Annotated in this window: 17 protein-coding genes; 9 read left to right on the top strand and 8 right to left on the bottom strand. The window is 64.9% G+C overall.

Translation table 11 applies throughout. The features are described from left to right. Positions 1-2: 2 nt before the first annotated feature. A complete protein-coding gene (locus tag ABU113_RS10890) occupies positions 3-1508 on the bottom strand; it encodes an aldehyde dehydrogenase family protein (RefSeq protein ID WP_454559543.1) in 1506 nt (501 codons plus the stop codon). Positions 1509-1702: 194 nt separating this feature from the next. On the opposite strand from ABU113_RS10890, the gene ABU113_RS10885 reads away from it, so the two are divergent. From ABU113_RS10885 to ABU113_RS10870, 4 genes are all read left to right on the top strand, one after another. Continuing rightward, on the top strand, positions 1703-3751 hold the full coding sequence (locus ABU113_RS10885; RefSeq protein ID WP_454559542.1) for a hydantoinase/oxoprolinase family protein: 2049 nt from the start codon (positions 1703-1705) through the stop codon (positions 3749-3751). A 13-nt stretch (positions 3752-3764) separates the two neighbouring features. Further along, on the top strand, positions 3765-5642 hold the full coding sequence (locus ABU113_RS10880) for a hydantoinase B/oxoprolinase family protein (RefSeq protein ID WP_454559541.1): 1878 nt from the start codon (positions 3765-3767) through the stop codon (positions 5640-5642). Positions 5643-5719: 77 nt separating this feature from the next. Next, positions 5720-6577: an isocitrate lyase/PEP mutase family protein gene (locus ABU113_RS10875; RefSeq protein ID WP_454559540.1), complete on the top strand. Its 858-nt coding sequence runs from the start codon at positions 5720-5722 to the stop codon at positions 6575-6577. 342 nt (positions 6578-6919) lie between these two features. After that, complete coding sequence (locus tag ABU113_RS10870) at positions 6920-7831, top strand: IclR family transcriptional regulator (protein ID WP_454559539.1); 912 nt, start codon at positions 6920-6922, stop codon at positions 7829-7831. On the opposite strand, the gene ABU113_RS10865 is transcribed toward ABU113_RS10870, so the two are convergent. From ABU113_RS10865 to ABU113_RS10850, 4 genes are read right to left on the bottom strand one after another with little or no spacing between them, the layout of a single operon-like run. After that, the gene (locus ABU113_RS10865) at positions 7815-9323 is read right to left on the bottom strand and encodes an aldehyde dehydrogenase family protein (protein WP_454559538.1); all 1509 of its coding nucleotides are present in this window, start codon (positions 9321-9323) and stop codon (positions 7815-7817) included. The genes ABU113_RS10870 and ABU113_RS10865 overlap by 17 nt on opposite strands. Continuing rightward, positions 9320-10471 carry an FAD-dependent monooxygenase gene (locus ABU113_RS10860; protein WP_454559537.1) on the bottom strand — a complete coding sequence of 384 codons (1152 nt, stop codon included), beginning with the start codon at positions 10469-10471 and terminating at the stop codon, positions 9320-9322. The genes ABU113_RS10865 and ABU113_RS10860 overlap by 4 nt, the downstream gene beginning before the upstream one ends. After that, on the bottom strand, positions 10468-11382 hold the full coding sequence (locus tag ABU113_RS10855; RefSeq protein WP_454559536.1) for a polysaccharide deacetylase: 915 nt from the start codon (positions 11380-11382) through the stop codon (positions 10468-10470). Before ABU113_RS10855 ends, ABU113_RS10860 begins: the two co-directional genes overlap by 4 nt. Before the next feature lie 29 nt (positions 11383-11411). Then, the gene (locus ABU113_RS10850; protein ID WP_454559535.1) at positions 11412-12158 is read right to left on the bottom strand and encodes a maleate cis-trans isomerase family protein; all 747 of its coding nucleotides are present in this window, start codon (positions 12156-12158) and stop codon (positions 11412-11414) included. Positions 12159-12423: 265 nt separating this feature from the next. Here ABU113_RS10850 and ABU113_RS10845 point away from each other — a divergent pair, with 265 nt between their 5' ends. Continuing rightward, positions 12424-14589, top strand: a complete 2166-nt coding sequence (locus ABU113_RS10845) for a TonB-dependent receptor (protein ID WP_454559534.1) — start codon at positions 12424-12426, stop codon at positions 14587-14589. Between the two features lie 302 nt (positions 14590-14891). Then, positions 14892-15185, top strand: a complete 294-nt coding sequence (locus ABU113_RS10840; protein WP_454559533.1) for a DUF1330 domain-containing protein — start codon at positions 14892-14894, stop codon at positions 15183-15185. Positions 15186-15275: 90 nt separating this feature from the next. On the opposite strand, the gene ABU113_RS10835 is transcribed toward ABU113_RS10840, so the two are convergent. Next, positions 15276-16634, bottom strand: a complete 1359-nt coding sequence (locus ABU113_RS10835) for an MFS transporter (RefSeq protein WP_454559532.1) — start codon at positions 16632-16634, stop codon at positions 15276-15278. A gap of 287 nt (positions 16635-16921) precedes the next feature. Here ABU113_RS10835 and ABU113_RS10830 point away from each other — a divergent pair, with 287 nt between their 5' ends. Together ABU113_RS10830 and ABU113_RS10825 are read left to right on the top strand one after the other, a co-directional pair. Continuing rightward, positions 16922-18163 carry a methyltransferase domain-containing protein gene (locus tag ABU113_RS10830; protein ID WP_454559531.1) on the top strand — a complete coding sequence of 414 codons (1242 nt, stop codon included), beginning with the start codon at positions 16922-16924 and terminating at the stop codon, positions 18161-18163. Then, positions 18160-18528, top strand: coding sequence for a hypothetical protein (locus ABU113_RS10825; protein ID WP_454559530.1), 369 nt, complete (start codon positions 18160-18162; stop codon positions 18526-18528). The genes ABU113_RS10830 and ABU113_RS10825 overlap by 4 nt, the downstream gene beginning before the upstream one ends. 120 nt (positions 18529-18648) lie before the next feature. Here the strand turns inward: ABU113_RS10825 and ABU113_RS10820 are convergent, their stop codons facing one another. Then, positions 18649-19545, bottom strand: coding sequence for an alpha/beta hydrolase family protein (locus tag ABU113_RS10820; protein ID WP_454559529.1), 897 nt, complete (start codon positions 19543-19545; stop codon positions 18649-18651). A gap of 252 nt (positions 19546-19797) precedes the next feature. Here ABU113_RS10820 and ABU113_RS10815 point away from each other — a divergent pair, with 252 nt between their 5' ends. Continuing rightward, positions 19798-20997: an FAD-dependent oxidoreductase gene (locus ABU113_RS10815; protein ID WP_454559528.1), complete on the top strand. Its 1200-nt coding sequence runs from the start codon at positions 19798-19800 to the stop codon at positions 20995-20997. A 248-nt stretch (positions 20998-21245) separates the two neighbouring features. Here the strand turns inward: ABU113_RS10815 and ABU113_RS10810 are convergent, their stop codons facing one another. Then, positions 21246-22049 carry an alpha/beta fold hydrolase gene (locus ABU113_RS10810; protein WP_454559527.1) on the bottom strand — a complete coding sequence of 268 codons (804 nt, stop codon included), beginning with the start codon at positions 22047-22049 and terminating at the stop codon, positions 21246-21248. Positions 22050-22073: the final 24 nt, after the last annotated feature.

Raw genomic sequence — 22073 nt, 5'->3', positions numbered from 1 at the left:
TCTCACACCACGGCGCAGATGGTCTTCCATTCCAGATAGTTGTCCAGCGCCTGCTTGCCGCTGTCGCGGCCCCAGCCGGACTGCTTGACGCCGCCGATCGGTAGCGAGGCGTCGTACATGGCGTGGCAGTTGATCCACACCGTGCCGGCACGGATGGCGCTGCTCAGCCGGTGGGCGGCCGACAGCGATTCGGTCCACACGCCGGCGGCAAGGCCATACTGGCTGTCATTGGCGGCGGCGACCACCTCGTCGACGTCGTCGAAAGGCTGGGCGACCAGCACCGGGCCGAACACTTCCTCCCGCACGATCTCCATGTCGGGGCGCACGTTGGTGACAACGGCCGGCGTGACGAAGGTGCCGGCCTCGCCGGCCTGATCGCCACCGGTGACGACAGTGGCGCCTTCCTTGCGCGCACCGGCCACGAAGCCGGCCACCCGGTCGGCCTGCTTGCGGGAGACCACCGGACCCATCTGGGTCGCGGGGTCGAGGCCGTGGCCGAGCTGCAGCCCTTCGGCGTAGCGGGCGACGCCTTCCACCACCTTGTCGAAAAACGAGCGGTGGGCATAAAGGCGCGAGCCGGCGATGCACACCTGGCCGGCGTTGAAGAAGATGGCGTTGGCGACGCCGGGGATGGCGAGGTCGAGGTCGGCGTCCGGCAGGATGATGCTCGGCGATTTGCCGCCCAGCTCCAGGGTGACGCGCTTGAAATTGGTCTTGGCGGCGTCCAGCACGGCGCGGCCGGTGGCGGTGGAGCCGGTGAAGGCGATCTTGTCGACGTCCGGGTGGCTGGCCAGCGCCGCGCCGGTTTCGGCGCCGAGCCCGGTGACGATGTTGAGCACGCCGGCGGGCAGGCCGGCCTCCATCATCAGCTCACCCAGCCGCAAGGCGGTGAGCGAGGTGTCCTCGGCGGGCTTGAGCACGATGGTGCAGCCGGCCGCCAGTGCCGGCGCCAGCTTCATCGCCGTCAGCACCAGCGGCGAGTTCCAGGGCACGATGGCGGCGACCACGCCGACGGGTTCGCGCACGGTCCAGGTGCGCATCTGCTTGCCGGCGGGCTGATAGTTGATGGAACTCTCGATGGTATTGCCCTCGATCGCCATCGCCTGCCCGGCGAAGAAGCGGAACTGGTTGATGGCGCCGGGAATTTCCGCCCAGCGGCCGACGAACAGCGGCTTGCCCTGGTCGAGCGTCTCCAGCTCGGCGAGTACATCGATATGGCGCTCGATAAGGTCGGCGATGGCCCAGAGAATACGCGCCCGCTCCACCGGCGTGGTGTGGCGCCACGTATCCAGCGCGCCGCGCGCCGCCTGTACGGCCTGGTCGATGTCGGCCGGGCCGGCCGCGGCGATCTGGCCGATTTCCCGACCCGTCGCCGGGTCGAGGGTCGGCAGGGTGCGCCCGCTCGCCGCCCCGCGCCAGTCGCCGTTGATGAGCAGCCCGGTGCCGGTGGCGCGGCGGCTCAGAAAAGACAGGTTGTCGGAATGCAGCGACGGTGATTCGATGGCCATTTCAGTCTCCTTGGGCAACATCTTGGCCTTGCCCCGGCGTGCGGGGCCATGTCACCTGTTCCAAAGGTCGCAGAGCGGATAGGCTGGCGCAAGGACAGGCTAGGCTGGCGGATGTCAGCATAGTGTTCCGGCGTCATTCTTCGGGTGGCGGGGCGTTTGTTCCGCTGCAACAATTGCAGTTTTTGAGGATGGGTATGGCTTATCGTCTGGGTGTTGACGTCGGTGGGACGTTTACCGATCTCCTGTTGTTCGATGAGGCGTCGAGCGAGTTCTGGCGGCACAAGACGCCGTCGACGCCGCACGACAGTTCCGTGGGTATTCTCAATGGCGTGGAGGCGATTTGCGCCAAGGCCGGGATCAAGCCGTCGGACGTCGAGGTGTTCCTGCACGGCACGACCGTCGCCACCAACGCCATCCTGGAAGGCAAGGGCTCGAAGGTCGGGCTGATCGTCACCGAGGGTTACCGCCAGGTGATGCAGATCGCCCGCAGCTTCGTGCCGGGTGGTCTCGCCGGCTGGATCGTCTGGCCCAAGCCGGAACCGCTGGCGGCGCTGGAGGACACGGTCGAGATCAAGGGGCGCATGAACGCCCAGGGCGAGGAAATCCGTCCGATCGACGAGGCAAACATTCGGGCCGCGCTGGAAACGCTGAAGGCGCAGGGCATCGAGGCGCTGACCGTGTCGTTGATGAACGCCTACCTCAACGGCGCGCACGAGAAGCGGGTCGGCGAGCTGGCGGCCGAAATCCTGCCGGGTATTCCGGTGTCGCTGTCGCATCAGGTGCTGCCGGAAATGCAGGAATATGAGCGCACCCTGACCACCGTCGCCAACGCGGCGGTGCGTCCGGTGGTGGGCCGCTATGTCCGCAACCTGCGCGACAAGCTGCGCGGCGCCGGCATGGCGGGCAAGCTTGCCCTGCTGCGCTCGGACGGCGGCCTGATGTCGTCGGAGAAGTCGGAAGAGCATCCGGTGTCGCTGCTGATGTCCGGCCCGGCCGGTGGCGTCACCGGCGCCATCTGGGTCGGCAAGAACGCCGGCATCAGGAACATCCTGACGCTCGACGTCGGCGGCACCTCCACCGACGTGGCGCTGATCGAGAATCTGGAGGCCCGCCGCGTGCGGACCACCGAGGTCGGCCACCTGGCGGTGCGCGCCTCGGCGCTCGACGTCAAGACGGTCGGCGCCGGTGGCGGCTCGATCGCCTATGTGCCCGAACTCACCGGCGCGCTGCGCGTCGGTCCGCAGTCGGCCGGCGCGGTGCCGGGTCCGGTCGCCTACGGCAAGGGTGGTACGCTGCCTACCGTGACCGACGCCAACGTGGTGCTGGGCTATCTGCCGGAAGCGCTGCTGGGCGGCACCTTCAAGCTGGACCGCGAAGGCGCCAAGAAGGCGGTGCAGACCATCGCCGACGCGCTGGGCATCGACCTTTACGCCGCCGCGCGCGGCATCATCGACATCGTCAACGAGAACATGTTCGGCGCGCTGCGCATGATCTCGGTGCAGCAGGGCTATGACCCGCGCGATTTCGCGGTGATGGGCTTCGGTGGCGCCGGTCCGCTGCACGTCAACGCCGTGGCCCGCCTGATGGGCAGCTGGCCGGCAATCTCGCCGGTGAGCCCGGGCGTGCTGTGCGCGCTGGGGGACGCCACCACCCGCATGCGCACCGAGACCGCGCGGTCCTTCTCCAAGCTGGCGTCCAAGACCACGCTGGCCGAACTGGAAGCCATCCTGGACGAGATGGCCTGCCAGACCGAGCAGGAGCTGAAGGACGAGGGCCTGTCGTCCGACGACATCACCATCACCTTCGAGATCGACGTCCGCTACTCCGGCCAGGCGTTCGAAGTGCCGATGGACGTCGCCCGCGACGACCTGAAGGCCAAGGGCATCGGCTGGCTGACCGAGCGCTTCGACGAGGAGCATCGACGGCTGTTCACCTTCAACATGGACAGCGAGCACGAGATCGTGAACCTGCGCGCGGTGGCGCTGGGCAAGGCACTTGAGCTGCCGGCCGCCCGCCTGCCGGAAGGCAACGGCGATCCGTCGGACGCGAAAATCCGCGATCACGAACTGTGGATGAACGGTCAGATGATGCCGGCGGTGATCTACGATCGCGCCAAACTCAAGGCCAACGACGTCATCAAGGGCCCGGCCATCGTCATCGAGATGGACTCGACGACGTTGATCGAGGCCGATTGCATTGCCACGGTCGACCACGTCGGCAACATTCTGATCAACCTCGCCTGAGGGAATACGGACCATGACCGCCCAGATCATTCAGAGCAACACGACTCCGTTCAACAAGGTGGCGATCGATCCGGTAACGCTGGACATCATCGAGAACGCCCTGCGCAACGCCCGCGTCGAAATGGACGCGACCCTGGTGCGCACCGCCATGTCGCCGGGCATCCGCGAGCAGGGCGACGCCTTTCCGCTGATCGCCGACCACAAGGGCCGGATGATCGTCGGCCAGTTCGGCAGCTATATCGGCCCGTTCCTTGAGGGCTTCCACGGCACGGTGGAGGAGGGCGACATGATCATGCTCTCCGACCCCTATTCGGTGGGGGGCTCGATCAGCCACTGCAACGACTGGCTGGTGCTGCTGCCGGTGTTCAAGGATGGCCGACTGATCGCCTACACCTCGATGTTCGGCCACCAGTCCGACATCGGCGGCAAGGTGCCCGGCTCGATGCCGATCGACGCCACCTCGATCTTCCAGGAAGGCGTGCGCATTCCGCCGGTGAAGATCTTCAAGAACGGCGTCTATAACGAGGAGCTGATCAAGCTCATCATGCACCAGGTGCGCACCCCGGCGTGGTGCTCGGCGGACCTCAATGCGCTGATCGCCTCCTGCCGGGTGGCTTCGCGCCGGGTGCTGGAAATGTGCGACCGCTTCGGCGACGACGTGTTCGTGTCGGCCTGCGAGGAACTGCTGGAGCGCAATTACAAGGCGATGAAGCAGCTCATTGCCACCTCGATCGGCGAAGCGCCGGTGACCTTCGAGGATTATATCTGCGACGACGGCATGGGCTTTGGTCCCTACAAGCTCAAGTGCACCATGTGGCGCGAGGGCGAGAAGGTGGTGCTGGATTTCGCCGGCACCGACCCGCAAAGCCCGGCATCGATCAACTTCCTGCTCAACGAGAACATGTTCCGCATGTTCTTCGGCATCTACATGATCATGGTGTTCGACCCGCAGATCCTGTTCAACGACGGCTATTACAGCCTGATTGACGTGCGGATCCCGGAAGGCTCGCTGCTGAAGCCGAAATTCCCCGCCGCCCTGTCGGGCCGCACCCATGCGCTGGGCCGGATTTTCGACATTCTGGGCGGTCTGCTCGGCCAGAAGACGCCGGAGTTCCTCAACGCCGCCGGCTTCTCGTCGAGCCCGCACCTGTTCTATTCCGGCACCGACAAACAGGGCGACTATTTCCAGCTGTTCCAGATCGGCTTCGGCGGCATTCCCGGCCGCCCGCTGGGCGACGGACCGGACGGCCACTCGCTGTTCCCCGGCTTCACCAACGTGCCCAACGAGTTCCTGGAGCGCTATTTCCCGCTCATCATCGAGCGCTACGAGACGGTGGCGGACAGCGGCGGCGTTGGCCTGCACCGTGGCGGCAACGGCATCAAGATGTCCTACCGTTTCCTCGAGTCGGGCATGATCGCCATTCATGACGATCGCTGGTTCGTGCCGCCGTGGGGCGTCAACGGCGGCAAGCCCGGCGCCCGGGCGCGCAAGATTCTCGAAAAGGCGGATGGCACCCAGGTCGTCGTCGGCAACAAGATCGAGGACTTCCATGTCGAGGCCGGCGACATCCTCCACTTCATCACCTGGGGTGGCGGTGGCTGGGGCGATCCGCTGGAGCGCGATCCCGCGCTCGTCGCCAAGGAGATCAGGCAGGGTCTGGTGACCGCCGAGGGCGCGCTGGGCTATGGCGTCGTCATTGCCGCCGATGGCAGCGTCGACGCCGCGGCCACCGAGGCGTTGCGGACCAAGATGCGCGCCGAGCGCGGCGCCGTGCCGGTGTTCGATTTCGGCCCGTCCATCGAGGCGCTGCGCGCCCGTTCGATGGAGGAAACCGGGTTGCCGGCGCCCGAGCAGCCGAAGTGGGCGGCCCAACAGCTCGCCGCCGAGTAATCCACCACAAGACCACCCGCCATCTGTGGCGACCGCGCGGTGCCTGGCGCCGCGCGGTTCGATCTGGAAAGACTGACATGGCCAACCCGATTCTGCGCCAGAAGCTCGCCGAGGGGAAATTCTTCGTTGTTCCCGGCGTGCAGGACATGATTGCCACCGTCATTGCCGATCGCGTCGGCTTCGACATCATCTACGGCACGGGCTACTGGCTGACCGCTTCCGCCTACGGCCTGCCGGATGCCGGCATCGCCACCTACAGCCAGATGGTCGATCGCATGGCGACGGTGGCGCGCACCAGCAAGGCCGCGCTGATCGCCGACGCTGACACCGGCTATGGCGGTCTGCTCAACGTGCATCATACGGTGAAGGGCTACGAGGCCGCGGGCATCACGGCCGTGCAGCTGGAGGACCAGGAGTTCCCCAAGAAATGCGGCCACACGCCGTACAAGCGGCTGATTCCGCTGGAGGACATGGTCGAGAAGATCAAGGTTGCGTGCGATGCACGCAACGACAAGGAGAACCTGCTGATCGTCGCCCGCACCGACGCCCGTCAGAGCGAAGGGCTTGATGGCGCCCTGCGCCGCCTGGAGGCCTATGCCAAGGCCGGCGCCGACATCCTGTTCCCCGAGGCACTGACCAGCGAGGAGGAAATGCGCACGGCATGCGCCACCTTCGACCAGCCGGTGATGGCCAACATGTCCAACGGCGGCCTGTCGCCGGTGCCCAACGCCTCGGTGCTGGCGGAGATCGGCTATGCCTTCGCCATCTACCCGTCGCTCACCAGCCTGGTGGCGGCCAGCGCCATGGAAAAGGCGCTGATCGACCTCAAGGAGCGCGGTATCGGCCAACCGGACGGCCTGTTCAGCTTCAACGAGTTCTGCACGCTGATCGGCTTCGAGGACGTGTGGGCGTTCGAGAAGAAGTGGGCGAAGTAATCGCCTGGATCGCGGCGGCGGTTGATGGCACTCGCCAAGATGGTATTGCCGGCGGTTGGCAGGGGCATGACGCTTGCCGTCGTGCCCCTGAGTCGCCACTCTCCGGTTGGCGGACACCACTATGCCGCGACATCGCGTGTGCACTCGTCGCGTCATTGCTCGGCAGTGCGGAAATGCTCGCTGGCCGTCATGATCCGCGACGCCGTGTCGGCAAATTGATCGAAATCAATGCGTTGTCCTGACAGCGGGAGGAGCCTTCGTTGATCGGAGTTTAACCGATCTGGCTGTCGCATTATCCGCCACGCGGATACTTATTGCCATTTTTCGGTCATATCCCCATTCATGTTGTCACATTGCCCGAGCCAACGACAACAAGGATGCAGGGATATGGAGAAGGGCGTACCCATTCGATCGATTACGCGTGCTATCGCGGCATTGAAGGCGATCAACCGGGAAGGCTCCCTGTCCATGATGGAGATTTCCAGGGCCGCTGAGGTACCTTACCCCACGGCCTGCCGGATTGTTCAGACCCTGCTCTATGAAGGCCTGATCGAGCAGGAGCCCGCCCGCAAGCGTTACCGGCCGACGGCGCTGGTGCAGACGCTGGCCCATGGCTTCCAGCAGGAGGACATGCTCGTCCAGATGGCCCGGCCGCATATCGTCTCGCTGACCAGGAAGCTGGGCTGGCCGCTGTCGATCGCCATCCGTGTCGGTCGCAACATGATGCTGCGCGACAGCACGCACGCCAACTCCTCGCTCACTTTCGAGCACTATTACCCGGGTTTCACCCTGCCTATTCTCGACAGCGCGTCAGGCAAGGTGTCGATGGCCTATGCGCCGGACGACGAACGCGAAATGATCCTGCAATGGATGCGGGTGTCGCAGGATTTCGATCTCGATTATCTCGCCACCGCCATCGCCGGACTCGATGTCGAGCAGATCCGCGAGCGCGGCTACGCGGTGCAGGGACGCAATCACTTCAACCGGACGCCGGGCAAGACATCGTCGATCGCCGTGCCGATTTTCGAGAACGGTGTCTATCGCGCGGCGATGACCATGGTGTTCTTCGTTTCGGCGATGAAGCTCGACACGGCGCTGGAGAAATACCTTGATGATCTGAAGGCGACCGCCGCCGCCATCAGCCATGATCTCAGCAACGTGACATTGCCGCGCAATGGTCATGCCGACATCGTCGGCAGCCGCGCCGACAGTGGCCGTCTCATCGATCGGGCGACGGCTATAGCCGCGCAGTGACGGCCTTGGTTTCCAGGTAGGCATCAAGGCCTTCCTGACCGAACTCGCGGCCCCAGCCCGACTGGCCATAGCCGCCGAAGGGGATGTTGGTACCCACCGCGCCGTGGCAGTTAATGGATACGTGGCCGGAGCGAATGCGCGCCGCGAGCCGGTGCGCGGTGCTCAGGCTGGTGGTCCACACGCTGCCAGACAGGCCGAAGGGCGACGCGTTGGCCATGGCGGCGATTTCATCGAGGTCGGTGGTCGAGAAGCGCAGCACCGACATCACCGGACCGAAAATTTCCTCGCGCGCCACCGCCATGTCGGCGGCGACATCGGTGAAAATGGTGGGCTGGATGAAGTTTCCGGGCCGGTCGAGGCGCTTGCCGCCGGTGACCAGGGTCGCGCCGGCGGCCCGTGCGCCGTCGATATAGCCCATCACCTTGCGGGTGTGGGCGTCGGAAATCATCGGCCCCTGCTGCGTGGCCGGGTTGAGGCCATGGCCCAGCACCATCGCCTGCGAGAAGGTGGCCAGGCCGTCCATCAGGCGATCGTGGATGGCCTCATGCACGAACACCCGCGTGCCGGCCATGCAGTTCTGGCCTTGCAGGAAGAAGGTGGCGAGCGCCACCCCTGGCACCGCCAGGTTCAGGTCGGCATCCGGCATCACCACGACGGGCGACTTGCCGCCCAGCTCCAGCGACACCTTCTTCAGGTTGCCGGTGGCGGCGTGGACGATCTTGCGTCCCGTGGCGGTGGAGCCGGTGAAGGAAATCTTGTCGACGTCCGGGTGGCCGGCCAGCGCGGCACCCGCCTCGGCGCCGGTGCCGTTGACGATGTTGACCACGCCCTCGGGGAGGCCGGCATCGAGAATGAGCTCGCCCAGCGCCAGCAGCGACAGCGGCGTTTCCTCGGAGGGCTTCACCACCACGGTGCAGCCGGCAGCGAGCGCGGGGGCCAGTTTCAGAATGGCGGTGGACAGCGGCACGTTCCACGGCACGATCTGGCCGACGACGCCCACCGGTTCGCGCAGCGTATAGGTCAGCGCCTCGGTTTCCGCCGTGATATGGCGTGGCGGCGCGGTCGTGGTGCCTTCGATGCGCAGGATGGCGCCGGTATAATAGTCGACCATCTCGACACAGTTGGCCACCGTCAGTTCGGCAATGAAGCGCGGCATGCCGTTGTCGACGATGTCGAGCTCCGCCAGCAACCGGGCGTTCTGCTCCATCAGTCGGGCAAGGCGCGAGAGCAGGGCGATGCGCTCGGCCGCCGGCATCCGCGTCCACGGACCGTTGAACGCCCGCCGCGCCGCCTTGACGGCGAGGTCGATTTCATGGGCGCCGCCGATGGCGAACGAGGCGAGGGCCAGGCCGGTGGCCGGATCGCGCGTTTCCATCGACTGGCCGGAGTCGACCCACGCGCCACCAATCAGCAGCTTGTGCGATCTGGCCAGAAACGCCGAGGTTTCCGGCGAGATGGCGTTGCCGTCGAAGGCGGCGACGTTGGCGGTCATACGGCGACGGTCCGCGGGTCGTAATCGAACAGGCCGAGCGACTCCTCGTTGCGCAGGCCTTCCAGGCCGAACAGGTCGGTATCCTGGCCCTGCATGCGGTCGGCGTTGGCGTTCGACTCGGTCTGGATGAAGGTTGCCCGCTCATGCCGGGCGGCGACGTAGCGGTCGAGCGCCTCGGCGATGGAGCCGGCGGCGGCCAGCGCGCGTGCCAGCACCACCGCGTCCTCGATGCCGCAGGCAGCGCCCTGGCCGAGGAACGGCGTCATCGCGTGCGCGGCATCGCCCAGCAGCGTGACGTTGCCGTCGATGATCCAGTTGTCCAGCGGCCTGCGGGCATTAATCGCCCACTTGAACATCGGCTGCTTGCAGGCCGCCTCGATCTGCCGCTGGGCGTCGTCGCACCAGCCGGCGTAGATCGAGCGCAGCTCGCCGGGGTCGACCGGGGTTGTCCAGCCTTCCTGGTTCCAGCCTTCCTGACGGGCGAAGAACACCAGGTTCATGATGGTGGAATGGCGCACGTTGTAGCGGTTGATCATGGCGCCAGGGCCGATGATGATGCCCGGGTGGTCGGACAGATCCTGCAGATCGGGCGTCACCGGCACCAGGGTGCGCCAGGCGACATGGCCGGTGAAGTGCGGCCTGGCGGGCTCGAACCGCTGACGGATGACCGACTTCACGCCATCGGCGCCCACCAGCAGATCGCCGGACACTGTACTGCCGTCGGCGAGGGTCACCGTCGTGCCCTCGCTGGAAACAGCCGCCGCGTTTGTCCGCATGTCGACGCCGGCATCCCGCGCGGCCTTGGTCAGCACCGCATGCAGGTCGGCCCGATGGATGGTGATATAGGGTGCGCCATAGGTGGCGCGCTGGGTGGAACGGTCGAAGCCCACCAGGGTGCGGCCATCCTGCCAGTGCTGGATGCGCTGCAGCGTCGGCTCGACGCCGACGGCGGCCGCCTCCTCGCAGACCCCGATGAAATCGAGGCCGCGCATGGCGTTGGGGGTCAGCGTCACGCCGGCGCCGATCTCGCCGAACTCGGGGGCGGATTCCAGCAGGGTGACGGCGAAGCCCTGACGGGCAATGGCCGCCGCCGCCGTCATGCCGGCGATGCCGCCACCGACGATCAGGATCTCTTCGCCACGGCTCATTTCAGCTGTCCCGGAATATGGCTTTCGTGATTCTTCAGGTACCAGTCGGCGATTTCCTCGCGGGTCGCCCACCACACGCCCGGCAGTGATTTGGCGTGCTCGATGAATTCCCGCAATGCGCGGATGCGATGGGCGCGTCCCGAGACGTGGGGGTGCAGGCCGACGTTCATGATGCGCGCCGTGGTGGCGCCTTCGGCGTACAGCACGTCGAGTTCCTCGATCAGCGCGTCGCGGAACTGGTCGGTGGTGTAGTTCTTGCGCGTGATGAAGGTGAAGTCGTTGATCTCGTTGGAATACGGTACCGACACGATGGGGCCGTGCGGTGTCCGGATCAGGTAGGGCTGATCGTCGTTCATGATGTCGCAGTAGAAGGTGCAGCCATATTCCGCCAGGATGTCGGCGGTCTGAAGCGTGCCGCGCAGCGACGACGACAGCCAGCCCTTCGACTTGCGGCCGACGAACTTCTCGTACTGGTCCAGCGTGCGCAGCACCACGTCCCGCTCGCGGGCAGGGTCGTTGGCGAAGTTGGTCAGCAGCTCGCCCTGCTCCCAGTTGTGGGTGATCAGCTCCCAGCCGCGCTCCAGACAGGCGTCCGTCATCGCCTTGCGGCGTTCGAAGGTCACGGCGTTGGTGGTGCAGCTGGCCTTGACACCCAGGCTGTCGAACAGTTCGTAGAGGCGCCAGATGCCGACCCGCTGCCCGTATTCACGCCAGGTGAAATTGGGGAAGTCCGGCGTGTTGCCCGGCAGGATATCCGGCAGGATCGACGGCCCGCCCGCATAATAAGGCTTGTCGGTGTCCTTGGTGAGATCCCAGGTCTCCAGATTGAAGGTCAGGATCAGGGCAACCCGGGCATCCCCAGGCCAGCGCAACGGCTGACGCTGGGGCAGCGGGACGTAATCATACTCCATCTACGCTATCCTTAATGCCGACGTGGGCTTCAGTACCGGCTCAGGAGCGAGCCGAAGCCCTCCATCTGGTCCATGATGCCCATGCTGCGCAGGGCATGCCAGTAGGTTGCAGTGTTGATCGCGATCACCGGCTTTTCAAGCCAGAACTCGGCCATGGTGGCAACCTGGGCGAAGGCGAGGTTGGTGCCGCACTGGATGACGGCATCGACGCCTTCCGACACCTCGATGGCGGCCCGCTTGAGCGTTTGTGGCGTCTCGTGGCCGATCAGCAGCGGCGAGCCGCACTTCAGGCCCTTGATGTGCACCACTTCGTAGCCCAGATCCTCGAAGAACAGCTTGACCTGCTTGTCGCCGATCGGGGCATAGGGCGTCACGACACCGATCTTCTTGATGCCGCCATAGGCCTTGATGGCCGCGTCGACCGCCGTTGAACCCATCACAACCGGGATGCCGCCGGTGCGTTCGACCATGCGGGCGTGCAGGCGTTCGGCGCCGTCGGCACCGTCCCAGAAGGTCTCTGCCGACATGCCCATGATGACGCAGCCCGGCTGCATGGTCATGGCACTGTCAATGGTTTCCAGTGTGCCGCGGCGGATGTTCTCGATCATCACCATGAAGCTGTCGTCATCGGTGACCTTGGTGTCGGGAATGGTGATCCGGCAGAAATGGTTGGTCACCCAGCGCGGGCGCATGTCGTCGTATTCGGGCTGGACACTCGTGTTGGTGGAAGGGGCGATCACCGCGAATTTCATCCGCGAACCCAGTGAATCAGTCATGTCCAGTCTCCCTCGTCGCTCCAGCAGATGGGCCATGCTCGTATCAGATGCCGGGCATGGCACAGACAGCTGACGGCCTTTCTCCGCACTGCGGTCATGGCGGCCTGATGCCGGCGGCGAAATGTCCGACTGCTGGTCAGTTTGACAATCCGTGACGGCAGGCGCGCCGCGCCGCGCATCCTTGGCGGGCATCGTTAATCGATGGCCAAAAAAAGTGCATCGCACCGACGATGCCGGAGGGATACAGGTGCAGGAGATACATCGAATGAACAATCAGTCAGTCACGATCGATATTCTTGTCCGCGCGCGCCGCTATCTGGCGGGTGCATCGGTGCTTGCCATCATGGCGGGCGCCACCGTGCCGGCGATGGCGGGCGCAGAGCAAGCCGCCGAACTCGGCGACATCATTGTCTCGGCGCAGCGTGTCGACCAGAAACTGCAGGATGTGCCGGCGGCGGTGTCCGCGGTTACCGCCGATACTCTTCAGAAAATGCAGATATCGACAGCCATTGACCTCAACCGGATCGTGCCGAACGTCAAGTTCAGTTCCGTTACCGGCGGCAGTGCCGGCCTAAGCCCCTACGTGCGCGGCGGCGGCATCACGGATGGCGGCATGGCGCTGTCGGAGTCGGAAGTCGGTATCTATCTCGACAATGTCTATCGCGCTCGCCTGTCGGCCGCGCTGGTGGATTTCCTGGAGCTGGAACGCATCGAGGTGGTGCGTGGCCCCCAGGGTGTGCTGTACGGGCGCAATTCCTCGGCCGGCGCGGTCAACATGATCACCAAGGCACCGAGCGCGGAATTTTCCGGGACCATCGAGGCAGGCTTTGGCACCTGGAACGAACGCCGTCTCAAGGGCTATGTTACCGGTGCGCTGAGCGAGGATGGCAAGTGGAGCGGGTCGCTCAATGGCATGGTGCGCGGCCGCGACGGCGGCCGGCAGTATAATGTCACGCTGGACGAGAAGGTCGGCGACGAGAGTTTCGAGGGCATTCAGGGTGATGTGGCCTATGCCGGTGACACGGTTACCGGCCGGCTCACCGTATTCTACATGCATACCGATGGTGATGGTCAGTGGGCGGTGCCGACGACGATTGTCGCCGGCGAGATCGTGCCGTCCACGGGCTCCTATCGCAAGGTCGCCTCGCCAGTCGAATCCTACACCAGGGTTTCGCAGTATGGCGCGACACTGCGGCTTTCCGCCGACTATGACACCGGCACCTTCACCTCCATCACCGGCTACTCCGAGCTCAGCGATGACTGGCGGCAGGATTTCTCCGGCGGCGTCGCCGGCAGCCTGATCGGCCTGCCGAGCGATGATCCCGTGGCTTTGTTCGATCGCGTCAGCGAGACCGACCAGTGGCAGTTCAGCCAGGAATTCCAGGCGGCGGGCGGTCTGGGTGAGCGGCTCGACTATGTGGCCGGTGTCTACTTCTTCACCGAGAAGGCGACGCAGGACGTTTTGTCGACGATCTTCTTCTCGCCGTCATCGACCCTGTTCGTCGCCACCACGGACAGTGTCGCCGGCTTTGGCCAGTTGACCTATCGCGTGACGGACTCGCTGTCGCTAATCGCCGGCGGTCGCTACACGCTGGACCAGAAGAAGCTGAAGGGCAGCATCGGCGGTGCGGCGTTCGATCTGCATGAGCGGTATGACCGGTTCACGCCGAAACTGGGCGTTGACTACAAGGTGACGCCGGACGTCCTGCTCTATGCGAGCTATGCGCAAGGATTCAAGTCAGGAGGCTACAACGGCCTTGCGGGCAATCTGGTCCAGATCAGCACCCCATTCCTGCCGCAGTACACCACGGCCTATGAGGCTGGCGTGAAGTCCGACCTGCTGGGCGGCACACTGCGTCTGAATCTGGCGGGCTTCTACAACAAGATCCGCAACCGTCAGCAGAGTCTGACGGTCGCGTCCGGCCCCGATATTGGCACGTTCGTGGTCGAGAACTACAATGCGACGCTGAAAGGTGTCGAGCTGGAAGCCACCTGGCGGGCATTCGATGGCTTCACCCTGTGGGGCAACGTTTCACTCAATGATGGCAAATATACCTCGTGCAGCACGACGGTCAGCGCGGCCTGTTCCATCATCGACAACGACCCGCCGGCGTTCCCGGACTGGTCCTACGCCGTAGGCTTCGACTACGAGGTCGATGTCGGTCCGGGCAGCCTGCGACTGGGTGCAGACTTCAACGCCCGTGCGGCCTACTTCTCGACCGCCGACAATGTGGCCATCGGCTTCGTCAAGCAGCAGGAATTCCTCGGTGGCTATGTCGGCTACGACTATGACCGCTGGACGGTGCAGCTGAGCGGCAAGAATCTTCTGCAGGAAAAGGGCTGGACCACCGGCTTCGGCTTCTCCGTCGTGCAGCCTCAGTTCGCGGTCGATCCGCGTACGGTGCTGGCGACCGTGCGTTACAAGTTCTGATACCGGCGGGCTTGTCGTCACCTCGGACCGCAACGGCCTGAGGTGACGGCAAAGGCTGACCCAGCGGCCACAGGCAAGGCCTGCCAGGGTGGGGAGCCTCATTGCCGGCAGGCGCGGCCGACAGGCAGGGGCGTGTGTGGTCTGACCGCACGCGCCTTCGTCATTTCCGGCATCGCCGGGCGGGTAGGCGGGGGCCTCCATGGCGTCATGCCGCTCCCCGACAGGCGGGGAATTTCCCGCCGGCGCGTTGGTTCGGATCGGCGCGTCCCTGATTTTCGGCCCTTCAACATTGGGAGATTGTCATGGCTGCTTACATTGTCGCCACCGTCCGGGTGACCAATCCTGAGAAATTCGGGCTCTATCTGAAGGCGATCGCCGGCCTCAACGAACGGTTCGGTGGACAGTATCTGGTGCGGGGCAAGGTCGCTCAGGTGCTGGAAGGCGCTGTCGACCCCGAGGAACGCGTGGTGGTGAGTCGTTTCGAGACCGCCGAGGCGGCGCTCGCCTACGCGAAGTCACCGGGATATCTCGCTGGCGCCAAGTTGCGCGAGGGCGCGGGTGAGGTGGAGACGCGGTTGATCGTCGATCCCGTCTGACACCCAGGCTCTGCGTTCAGGCGCGGTAACGCGAAAAACCCCGCGATCTTGTCGAGGCCGCGGGGTTCTGGTCGCCGGATGGACGGGCGCTCAGTGGTGGCGGCCCCAGCGCGCCAGCAACAGGGCGCCGACCACGTTCAGCACGGCTGGCGTGATACCGAAGGCAATCATGACGCCCAGCAGCGCCGAGTCGGATTGCGGTTGTCCAAGGACGGCCTTGGCGGAGTCGAAGCCAAAGGCGGACAGGATCACGCCCACCAGCAGCGTGCCGCCCAAAGCGAAGGAAATCTTGTCGGTGGCGATCCAGGCCGCCGAGTAAAGGCCGGCGTTGCGGTTATCCTCCGCCGCGATGTCCGACATCATGGAGAAGCCCAGCATGGTCCAGCCGGACTGCCCGATGGCCGCAACAAACGAGAGGGTATAGGCCACCACCACGCCCCAGTCCGCGGCGAAGGCCCAGATGGCATAGCAAATGGCATACAGGAAGGTGGCGATCAGGTAGCCGGGCAACTTGCCAAAGCGGGTCGATACCGCCAGCCAGAGTGGCTGGGCAATGACGATGGCGGCGCACGCCGCCACCACAAGTCCGCCGATCAACTGGAAGGCGTCGGCTCGTGCCATGTTGTAGGTCAGGAAGTAGAGCATGGTGGCGAACCCCATGCCGGCGCCGGTAAGCTGGAGCAGGGTCGCGGTCAGCAGGGTGCCGAAGCGCGAGCGGAACAGAACGCGCATGGCCTCGCGCGGGGTCAGCCGGGTCGTGGAGATCGACGCAGCCAGAGACGGTCCGGGACGCGGCGTCGATTTTCCCGTGGCGAAGAAGGTCACCAGCAGTGCTGTCGGGCACACTGCTGCCAGCACCAGCGACATCTTTTCGTAAGCGTCCTGTCCGCCACCCCAGTGCTGGATCAGATTGGGAGCCAGCATGCCGGAGGTCAGGATGCCGACCGCCGTGAAGACCAGGCGCCACGCCATGACGACACTGCGATCGCGCGGCGTGGTGGTCAGATCGCCGGCCATGGCGAGGTAGGGGACGGAAAAGCCGCCGAACACGGCCATGTAGAGCGTGAACACGCCGGCGATATAGCCGACTTGCAGGGTTGTTGAGCCATCGGGGACATGAAACAGCAGGATCATGGCCAACGGCGCGCCGAACACGCCGACAAGCAGCCACCAGCGGCGCGCTACCTTGTGGCGCAGGCGATCGGACATGATGCCGACGCCGACGTCGCATACCGCGCCGAGCACCAGTTTGGGGACAAAGATCGCCGCGCCGGCGATTGCCGGCGAGATGCCGAGCACGGTGGTCATGAAAAACAGCAGGAGCAGGGAGGGTAGATCGCGGAATACCTGTCCGGCGATCTGTCCGACACCATAGCCGATCTGGGCTGCAAGCCCGGTCCGCTTGACCGCTTGTGAGCCGATATCAAGTGTTGCCGCCACATCAGCCATATGGATTATTCCTGCGGGAATTCGGGAAATGATGGAGCCGATCGTGCGCCAGGGGCAGCATCGGCGCCGACGACGAGGGTGATGGGCCCGGGGTTCTCGCGTCGCGCCGGATTGATATTTGTCATTTCGCTGCGTCTCCCAGGCAGGTATCCAGCGCAAAACTTGGAACGTCAGGCCGTGGCGACGCCATGTGAAACAGTTCCTTGATCGCTGAGCGGATATGGCGTGTGGGCTGTTCTTGCCAGGCCGTATCGAAAAGCTCACTTTCTCCCTGAAACTAGATGGAGATGCCGTCGATGCTCAATACCTTCCAGCAGGCCCAGCATCCGATGCTGACCAAGCCGACGCACGATGAAGCGGCGCGGCAGGAGTTCACCAAGAGCTTCAAGGGGTTCATTCAGGGCAAGCTGTTGCCGGGATTGACGCCCATATACAAGGGGCGGGTCGCCAAGGCGTTCGAAAAGGAGCACGGACGGCCGCCGGTTGACCGGCGCGATATTCGCGCAGCCATGGTCAAGGAACTCTACTTCCAGCATTATGCGGCCGCCAACCGGATCGCTCAGGAGTTGTTGTGGGAGTCGGTCAACGTGTCCGTTGATCGTGAACTGCTGGACCTGATCGAACAGGCGCGCAAGCTCTCCGCCTCGACCAAGGCCAAGCTCGACATTCCGCAGGGCTTCGTGCCACCGCGTTATGTGACGGCGGTCGACATCCACTGCATGCCTGGCGGCTACGCGTCGGAAGTGGCGCCGGACGATGTCTCGGTCGGCGCGCTCTATGATCGGGGTGTCTACCTCTACGCCATGGGTTATATGGGGCCGCTCAACGACGACATGGGTCGTTCGGTGTGCAACTACCTCAAGCGCCACATGCCGGATTTCAAGCCGCGTCGCATTCTCGACATGGGGTGCACTGTCGGCCATGCGACCTTGCCCTACAAGGAATTCTTCCCCGACGCCGAAGTATGGGGCATCGATGTCGGTGGACCGGTGGTGCGTTATGCTCATGCGCGTGCGGCGGGTCTGGGGCTGGAGGTCAACTTCGCCCAGATGAACGCCGAGGAGACCCGTTTCCCGGACGAGCATTTCGACCTGGTGGTGAGCCACATCCTGCTGCACGAAACCAGCGGCAAGGCGATGCCGAGGATATTCAAGGAGTGCAACCGCCTGCTGGCACCGGGCGGCCTGATGATCCACGCCGATCTGCCGCCGTTCGACCTGATGGACCCGTTCACCCAGTTCATCCTCGACAACGAGACCTGGTACAACAATGAGCCGTTCTGGGGCGCCATGCGTGACATGGACCAGTTCGAGCTGGCCGAGCGCGCCGGGTTCGACCGCGCGGATGCCCGCTTCGATACCGCTCCCATGGCCGTGATGGAGTTCATGGGCGCTGAGTCCGGTGGCTATAGCCAAGAGGCCGCGACGGCGGTTGCGGATCGTGAATTCACGGCCGGTGAATATGCGCCCGGTGGCGGCTGGGAAGTGTTCATCGCCCGCAAACCCCAGCAACAGGTGAAGGCCGCATGACCGTGATCCACAGCAACGAACGTCCGCATGTCATCAAGGACGCCAAGGGCAAGCGCCCGACCTTTTATCAGGCCCCCGGCCTGGATCAGGCGATGTCCATGATCATGGTGCTCGCCAACGAGATCGCGGTCGTCCATGATCGCCTCGACTCCGCCGAGCGTGTCGCCAAGGCCAATGGACTGGATCTGGCCGCCGGCATCGAGGCGCTGAAGCTGGATCAGGAGGCGCTGGAGGCCCGGGAGGCCTGGCGGCAGGATTTTCTCGACCGCTTGTTCTATCTGATGCGCAAGGAAGCGCGCGAGGTCGCCGAAGCGGAATCGGAAGACCAGTTCCGCTCGATGATCGAGGAAATCGCCGAGCGCTGATCCGGCATGTCGATGACAAATCGAGGCGGGGGTTTCGAGTAGGCCTCCGCCTTCGTTTTTTCCGTGGCGACCCGGTCAACGGCGTGGGCCGCGGTGAACCGGCGGCAGGATCGGGCGGCGCTATTTCACGCGCAACTGAACCGGCCCGGTCGCGGCAAGCTGGCGGTCGAGTTCCTGGCGCGCCGCCTCGTCGCCGCTGCCAAAGGCCTTCAGGAAGAGGGCGGCCATGGCAGTCGCCCGCGCCAGCTGGTCATTCTGCCGGGGGCCGGGCAGGTCAAGACGACAGATTGCACCACCGAAATAGTGGTCGACGCCCTCCAGCACCAGCGCGTAGCGGTTGCCGCCGCCGGCGGCATTGTCATACGCCGCCAGATGGCCGCGCCAGGCGTCGGGGTTGTTCTCCATGCCCGGCAGGATGTCGCGGGTGCCGGTCTGGATCAGGGCAGGGGTCACAAGCGTGCCGTAGCCCCGGGCCTCGATCAGCGCCGGCACCGGCGCCGGCGGCGAGAAGGCGACGACGGCTTTCACCCTCGGGTCGTGCATCGGACCGGCGTAGCCTTCCGGCCGCACCGCTGCGGCGCCGCCGAGCGTGAGGGCGACGAGGGCGCCGTAGCTGTGCCCCATGGCGACATAGGGCTGCTCGCCCAGATGCGCGGCAAGCGCCCGCATGTCCTCCAGACGGGCCTTCCAGCTGGCGAGGCCGGGATAGCGTGATGTCAGCGGGTGCTCCGCCGAGTCGACATGCAGTGGCGCGTAAACGTCATAACCCGCGGCGGCGGCCGGCTGTATCAGGGCATCGTAATAGCGTGGCGCCGACAGGGCGCCATGTGAGAAGAAAATCACCCCCCGATGTGGTGCATGTGCTGGCCATGCGTTCACCGGTATCTGGCGTCCGTCGGCGGCCGTCAGCGTCAGCGTCAGTGTCGTCGGCGCGGCGGAATGCGCTCCGGCGGCGGGCAGGCAGACCGTGGCCGCCATGCCGGCGAGCAGGGAACGTCGGGTGATGTGTATCGTCATGACCGCAGGCTAGCGCGCGACCGCCATGTTCGTCCAGCAATCCGCCCCCTGACGGCGGCGGGCTATCCGACTGACGGAGCGACATGCGGTCGGCGTGGGTCGTTAATCTCTGTCACCCCCTTGTTTTACCCGTCAGACGGACAGTCCCAATGCTCTCACAGCGCATCGTGACAATCCGGCGCTACCCCTAGGGCATCGATTTAACGTCAGAATTGAAGCCAATTGCCGGCGACTGAAAGGGGATAGTCAACCATGAGGCGGACACAAGTGCTGGTAGCCGGTGGTGGTCCTGTGGGGGCGACGGCAGCCTATCGCTTGGCCCAGGCGGGAATCGACGTCCTGCTGGTTGAGGTGCTGCCCTTCTGCCCCGAGGACATGCGGGCGTCGACGATGCATCCACCCACCCTCGACATGATGGCCGAACTCGGCCTGCTGGAAGAGCTGGAGAGCCAGGGCCTGCGGGCACCTTCCTACCACTATCGCAACCGCCGCAGCGGCGACATCATCGAGTTCGACCTGACCGAGCTGTCGGACATCTCGAAGCATCCGTACCGCCTGCAGTGCGAGCAGTTCAAGCTGTCGCGTCTGCTCACCACCAAGCTTGAGGCCCTGAAGCCGGGGTCGGTGAATTTCCAGCATCGTGTCCTTGCCTATGATCAGGATGCCGATGGCGTGACGGTGTATGTCGAGACGCCGATGGCGATCGAGACCATCCGGGCGGATTTCCTCATCGCCGCGGATGGTTCCAACAGCACGATCAGAAAGTGGACGCGGACCGAGTTCGAGGGCTTCACCTATCCGGAGCGCTTCCTGACGCTGTCGACCCGCTATCCGGTGGAGCAGCACTTCGATCGCCTGGCGTCTGTGAACTACGTGGCTGACGCCACCGAGTGGTATGTGCTGCTCAAGGTACCCGAGTTCTGGCGCATTCTGGTGCCGACCGACATCAATACCACCGATGACGAGCTGCTGTCCGAATCCTACAAGGATGCGGTGTTCAAGCGGCTTCTGGGAGATGACAGGCCGATCGAGACCAGCCATCGCACGCTCTATCGCGTGCACCAGCGGGTGGTGAAGGAATTCTGCCATGGCCGGGTGCTGCTGGCCGGCGATGCCGCCCACCTCAACAACCCGCTGGGTGGCTTCGGCATGAACTCGGGCATCCACGATGTGTGGAACCTGACAACCAAGCTGAAGGATATCTATCTCAACGGTGCCAACTGGCAGGCCGAGACGGAGCGCTATGGCCGTCAGCGGCGGACGATCGCGCAGAGCTTCGTCCAGGCCCAGACCATCGAGAACAAGCAGACGCTGGAGGCGGCCAGGTCGGCCGAGCGCAGTCCGCAGGAGCTCAAGATGCAGGAGATCGCGGAAACGCCTGCACTGCGTCGCCAGTATCTGATGCGTCAGTCGATGTACGAGAGCCTGCAGCAGGAGGCGGGCATCAACTGATGATGCTGGGGCCGGACACGGCGGCATGTCGATGCCCGCGTCCGCGCCTGAACCGGACTGCACGACTCCCCCGGCGGCCACGAGGCATCTCCTAGCCGAGCTTCGTGGCCGCCAACTTATATGCCGCCCCTTCCGGCCGTGGAGGCTTTGATCCCGTTCCCGTAACGTTACGCCGGTACCCTCGAACGCGCGAGGATGGATGGACGCGGGTGGGCGATGGCGGCAGGCGCGGCTCGCCGCCAGCGATGTCAGATGAAGAAGTCGCGCAGGGCCCGGGCGACCGGGCCAATCCCGATTTCGAAGATGTCCCGGTCCAGTTCTGGCAGCTCGACGATGTCCATGTTCGGCACCAGGGCCGCCGCCTGCTTTGACACCGCCAGCAGATCCTCGTGCGTCTGCACCAGCCGGGCCGGCTGGCGGATGAGCGCCAGGCGCTCATAATCGTAGGACCATACCCCCTGATAGGCCCAGGAATAGCGGTGCAGGGTGCGGATACGGTCGGCATAGCACAGCACGGCGCGTTCCAGCGGCACCCGCGGGTCGCGCTGGCCGACTGCATAGTCCCACAGGTAGCGCAGCAGCTGCATGGTGCTGGTGCCGTCCTCGCTTGGCGGCACCACGTCGAGCGCGGCCTTCAGCCGCTCCTCGCGCTCCGCCGCCGGGAACATCGGAATGCCGGTCATGGCGACGCGGCCGATGCGGTCCGGCAGGGCGATGGCGAGTTCCGCCGCCAACAGGGTGCCGGTGTGGAAGCCGTAGACGTCCAGAGGTCCGGCGAGGCCGAGCGCGTCGATGGCGTCGGCAAAGGCCGCCGCGTAATCGGTCATCGACAGCGGGACGGGCGGGGAGTCAGACATGCCGTAGCCTGGCGTGTCGAAGGCGACGACGCGCCGGTCGCGCGCCATCTCCCGCATCAGCCCTTCATACTCCCACGAGGACGACGGGTTCTGATGCAGCAGGATCAGCGTCGGCGCGGTGGCCGCCTGCCCGGGCGTGGCTTCCCGAAAGTGCATCTGGCCGTATCGGCAACGGGTGTAGCCACGCGTGATCATGTGCCGTCGTCCTTGTTATGCAGG

It is taken from the genome of Parapedomonas caeni (assembly GCF_041060555.1).
Taxonomy (GTDB): Bacteria; Pseudomonadota; Alphaproteobacteria; order Sphingomonadales; family Sphingomonadaceae; genus CAUJIW01.
The sequence above is the reverse complement of the archived record's forward strand: the minus strand, read 5'-3'. Positions and strand labels throughout refer to the sequence as shown.

What these genes read in the sequence shown, in the direction of transcription:
- ABU113_RS10815 (WP_454559528.1), top strand. Translation starts at nt 19,798, where the DNA reads ATGAGGCGGACACAAGTGCTGGTAGCCGGTGGTGGTCCTGTGGGGGCG.
- ABU113_RS10810 (WP_454559527.1), bottom strand. Translation starts at nt 22,049, where the DNA reads ATGATCACGCGTGGCTACACCCGTTGCCGATACGGCCAGATGCACTTT.
- ABU113_RS10890 (WP_454559543.1), bottom strand. Translation starts at nt 1,508, where the DNA reads ATGGCCATCGAATCACCGTCGCTGCATTCCGACAACCTGTCTTTTCTG.
- ABU113_RS10825 (WP_454559530.1), top strand. Translation starts at nt 18,160, where the DNA reads ATGACCGTGATCCACAGCAACGAACGTCCGCATGTCATCAAGGACGCC.
- ABU113_RS10870 (WP_454559539.1), top strand. Translation starts at nt 6,920, where the DNA reads ATGTTGTCACATTGCCCGAGCCAACGACAACAAGGATGCAGGGATATG.
- ABU113_RS10860 (WP_454559537.1), bottom strand. Translation starts at nt 10,471, where the DNA reads ATGAGCCGTGGCGAAGAGATCCTGATCGTCGGTGGCGGCATCGCCGGC.
- ABU113_RS10845 (WP_454559534.1), top strand. Translation starts at nt 12,424, where the DNA reads ATGAACAATCAGTCAGTCACGATCGATATTCTTGTCCGCGCGCGCCGC.
- ABU113_RS10875 (WP_454559540.1), top strand. Translation starts at nt 5,720, where the DNA reads ATGGCCAACCCGATTCTGCGCCAGAAGCTCGCCGAGGGGAAATTCTTC.
- ABU113_RS10835 (WP_454559532.1), bottom strand. Translation starts at nt 16,634, where the DNA reads ATGGCTGATGTGGCGGCAACACTTGATATCGGCTCACAAGCGGTCAAG.
- ABU113_RS10830 (WP_454559531.1), top strand. Translation starts at nt 16,922, where the DNA reads ATGCCGTCGATGCTCAATACCTTCCAGCAGGCCCAGCATCCGATGCTG.
- ABU113_RS10840 (WP_454559533.1), top strand. Translation starts at nt 14,892, where the DNA reads ATGGCTGCTTACATTGTCGCCACCGTCCGGGTGACCAATCCTGAGAAA.
- ABU113_RS10885 (WP_454559542.1), top strand. Translation starts at nt 1,703, where the DNA reads ATGGCTTATCGTCTGGGTGTTGACGTCGGTGGGACGTTTACCGATCTC.
- ABU113_RS10865 (WP_454559538.1), bottom strand. Translation starts at nt 9,323, where the DNA reads ATGACCGCCAACGTCGCCGCCTTCGACGGCAACGCCATCTCGCCGGAA.
- ABU113_RS10820 (WP_454559529.1), bottom strand. Translation starts at nt 19,545, where the DNA reads ATGACGATACACATCACCCGACGTTCCCTGCTCGCCGGCATGGCGGCC.
- ABU113_RS10855 (WP_454559536.1), bottom strand. Translation starts at nt 11,382, where the DNA reads ATGGAGTATGATTACGTCCCGCTGCCCCAGCGTCAGCCGTTGCGCTGG.
- ABU113_RS10880 (WP_454559541.1), top strand. Translation starts at nt 3,765, where the DNA reads ATGACCGCCCAGATCATTCAGAGCAACACGACTCCGTTCAACAAGGTG.
- ABU113_RS10850 (WP_454559535.1), bottom strand. Translation starts at nt 12,158, where the DNA reads ATGACTGATTCACTGGGTTCGCGGATGAAATTCGCGGTGATCGCCCCT.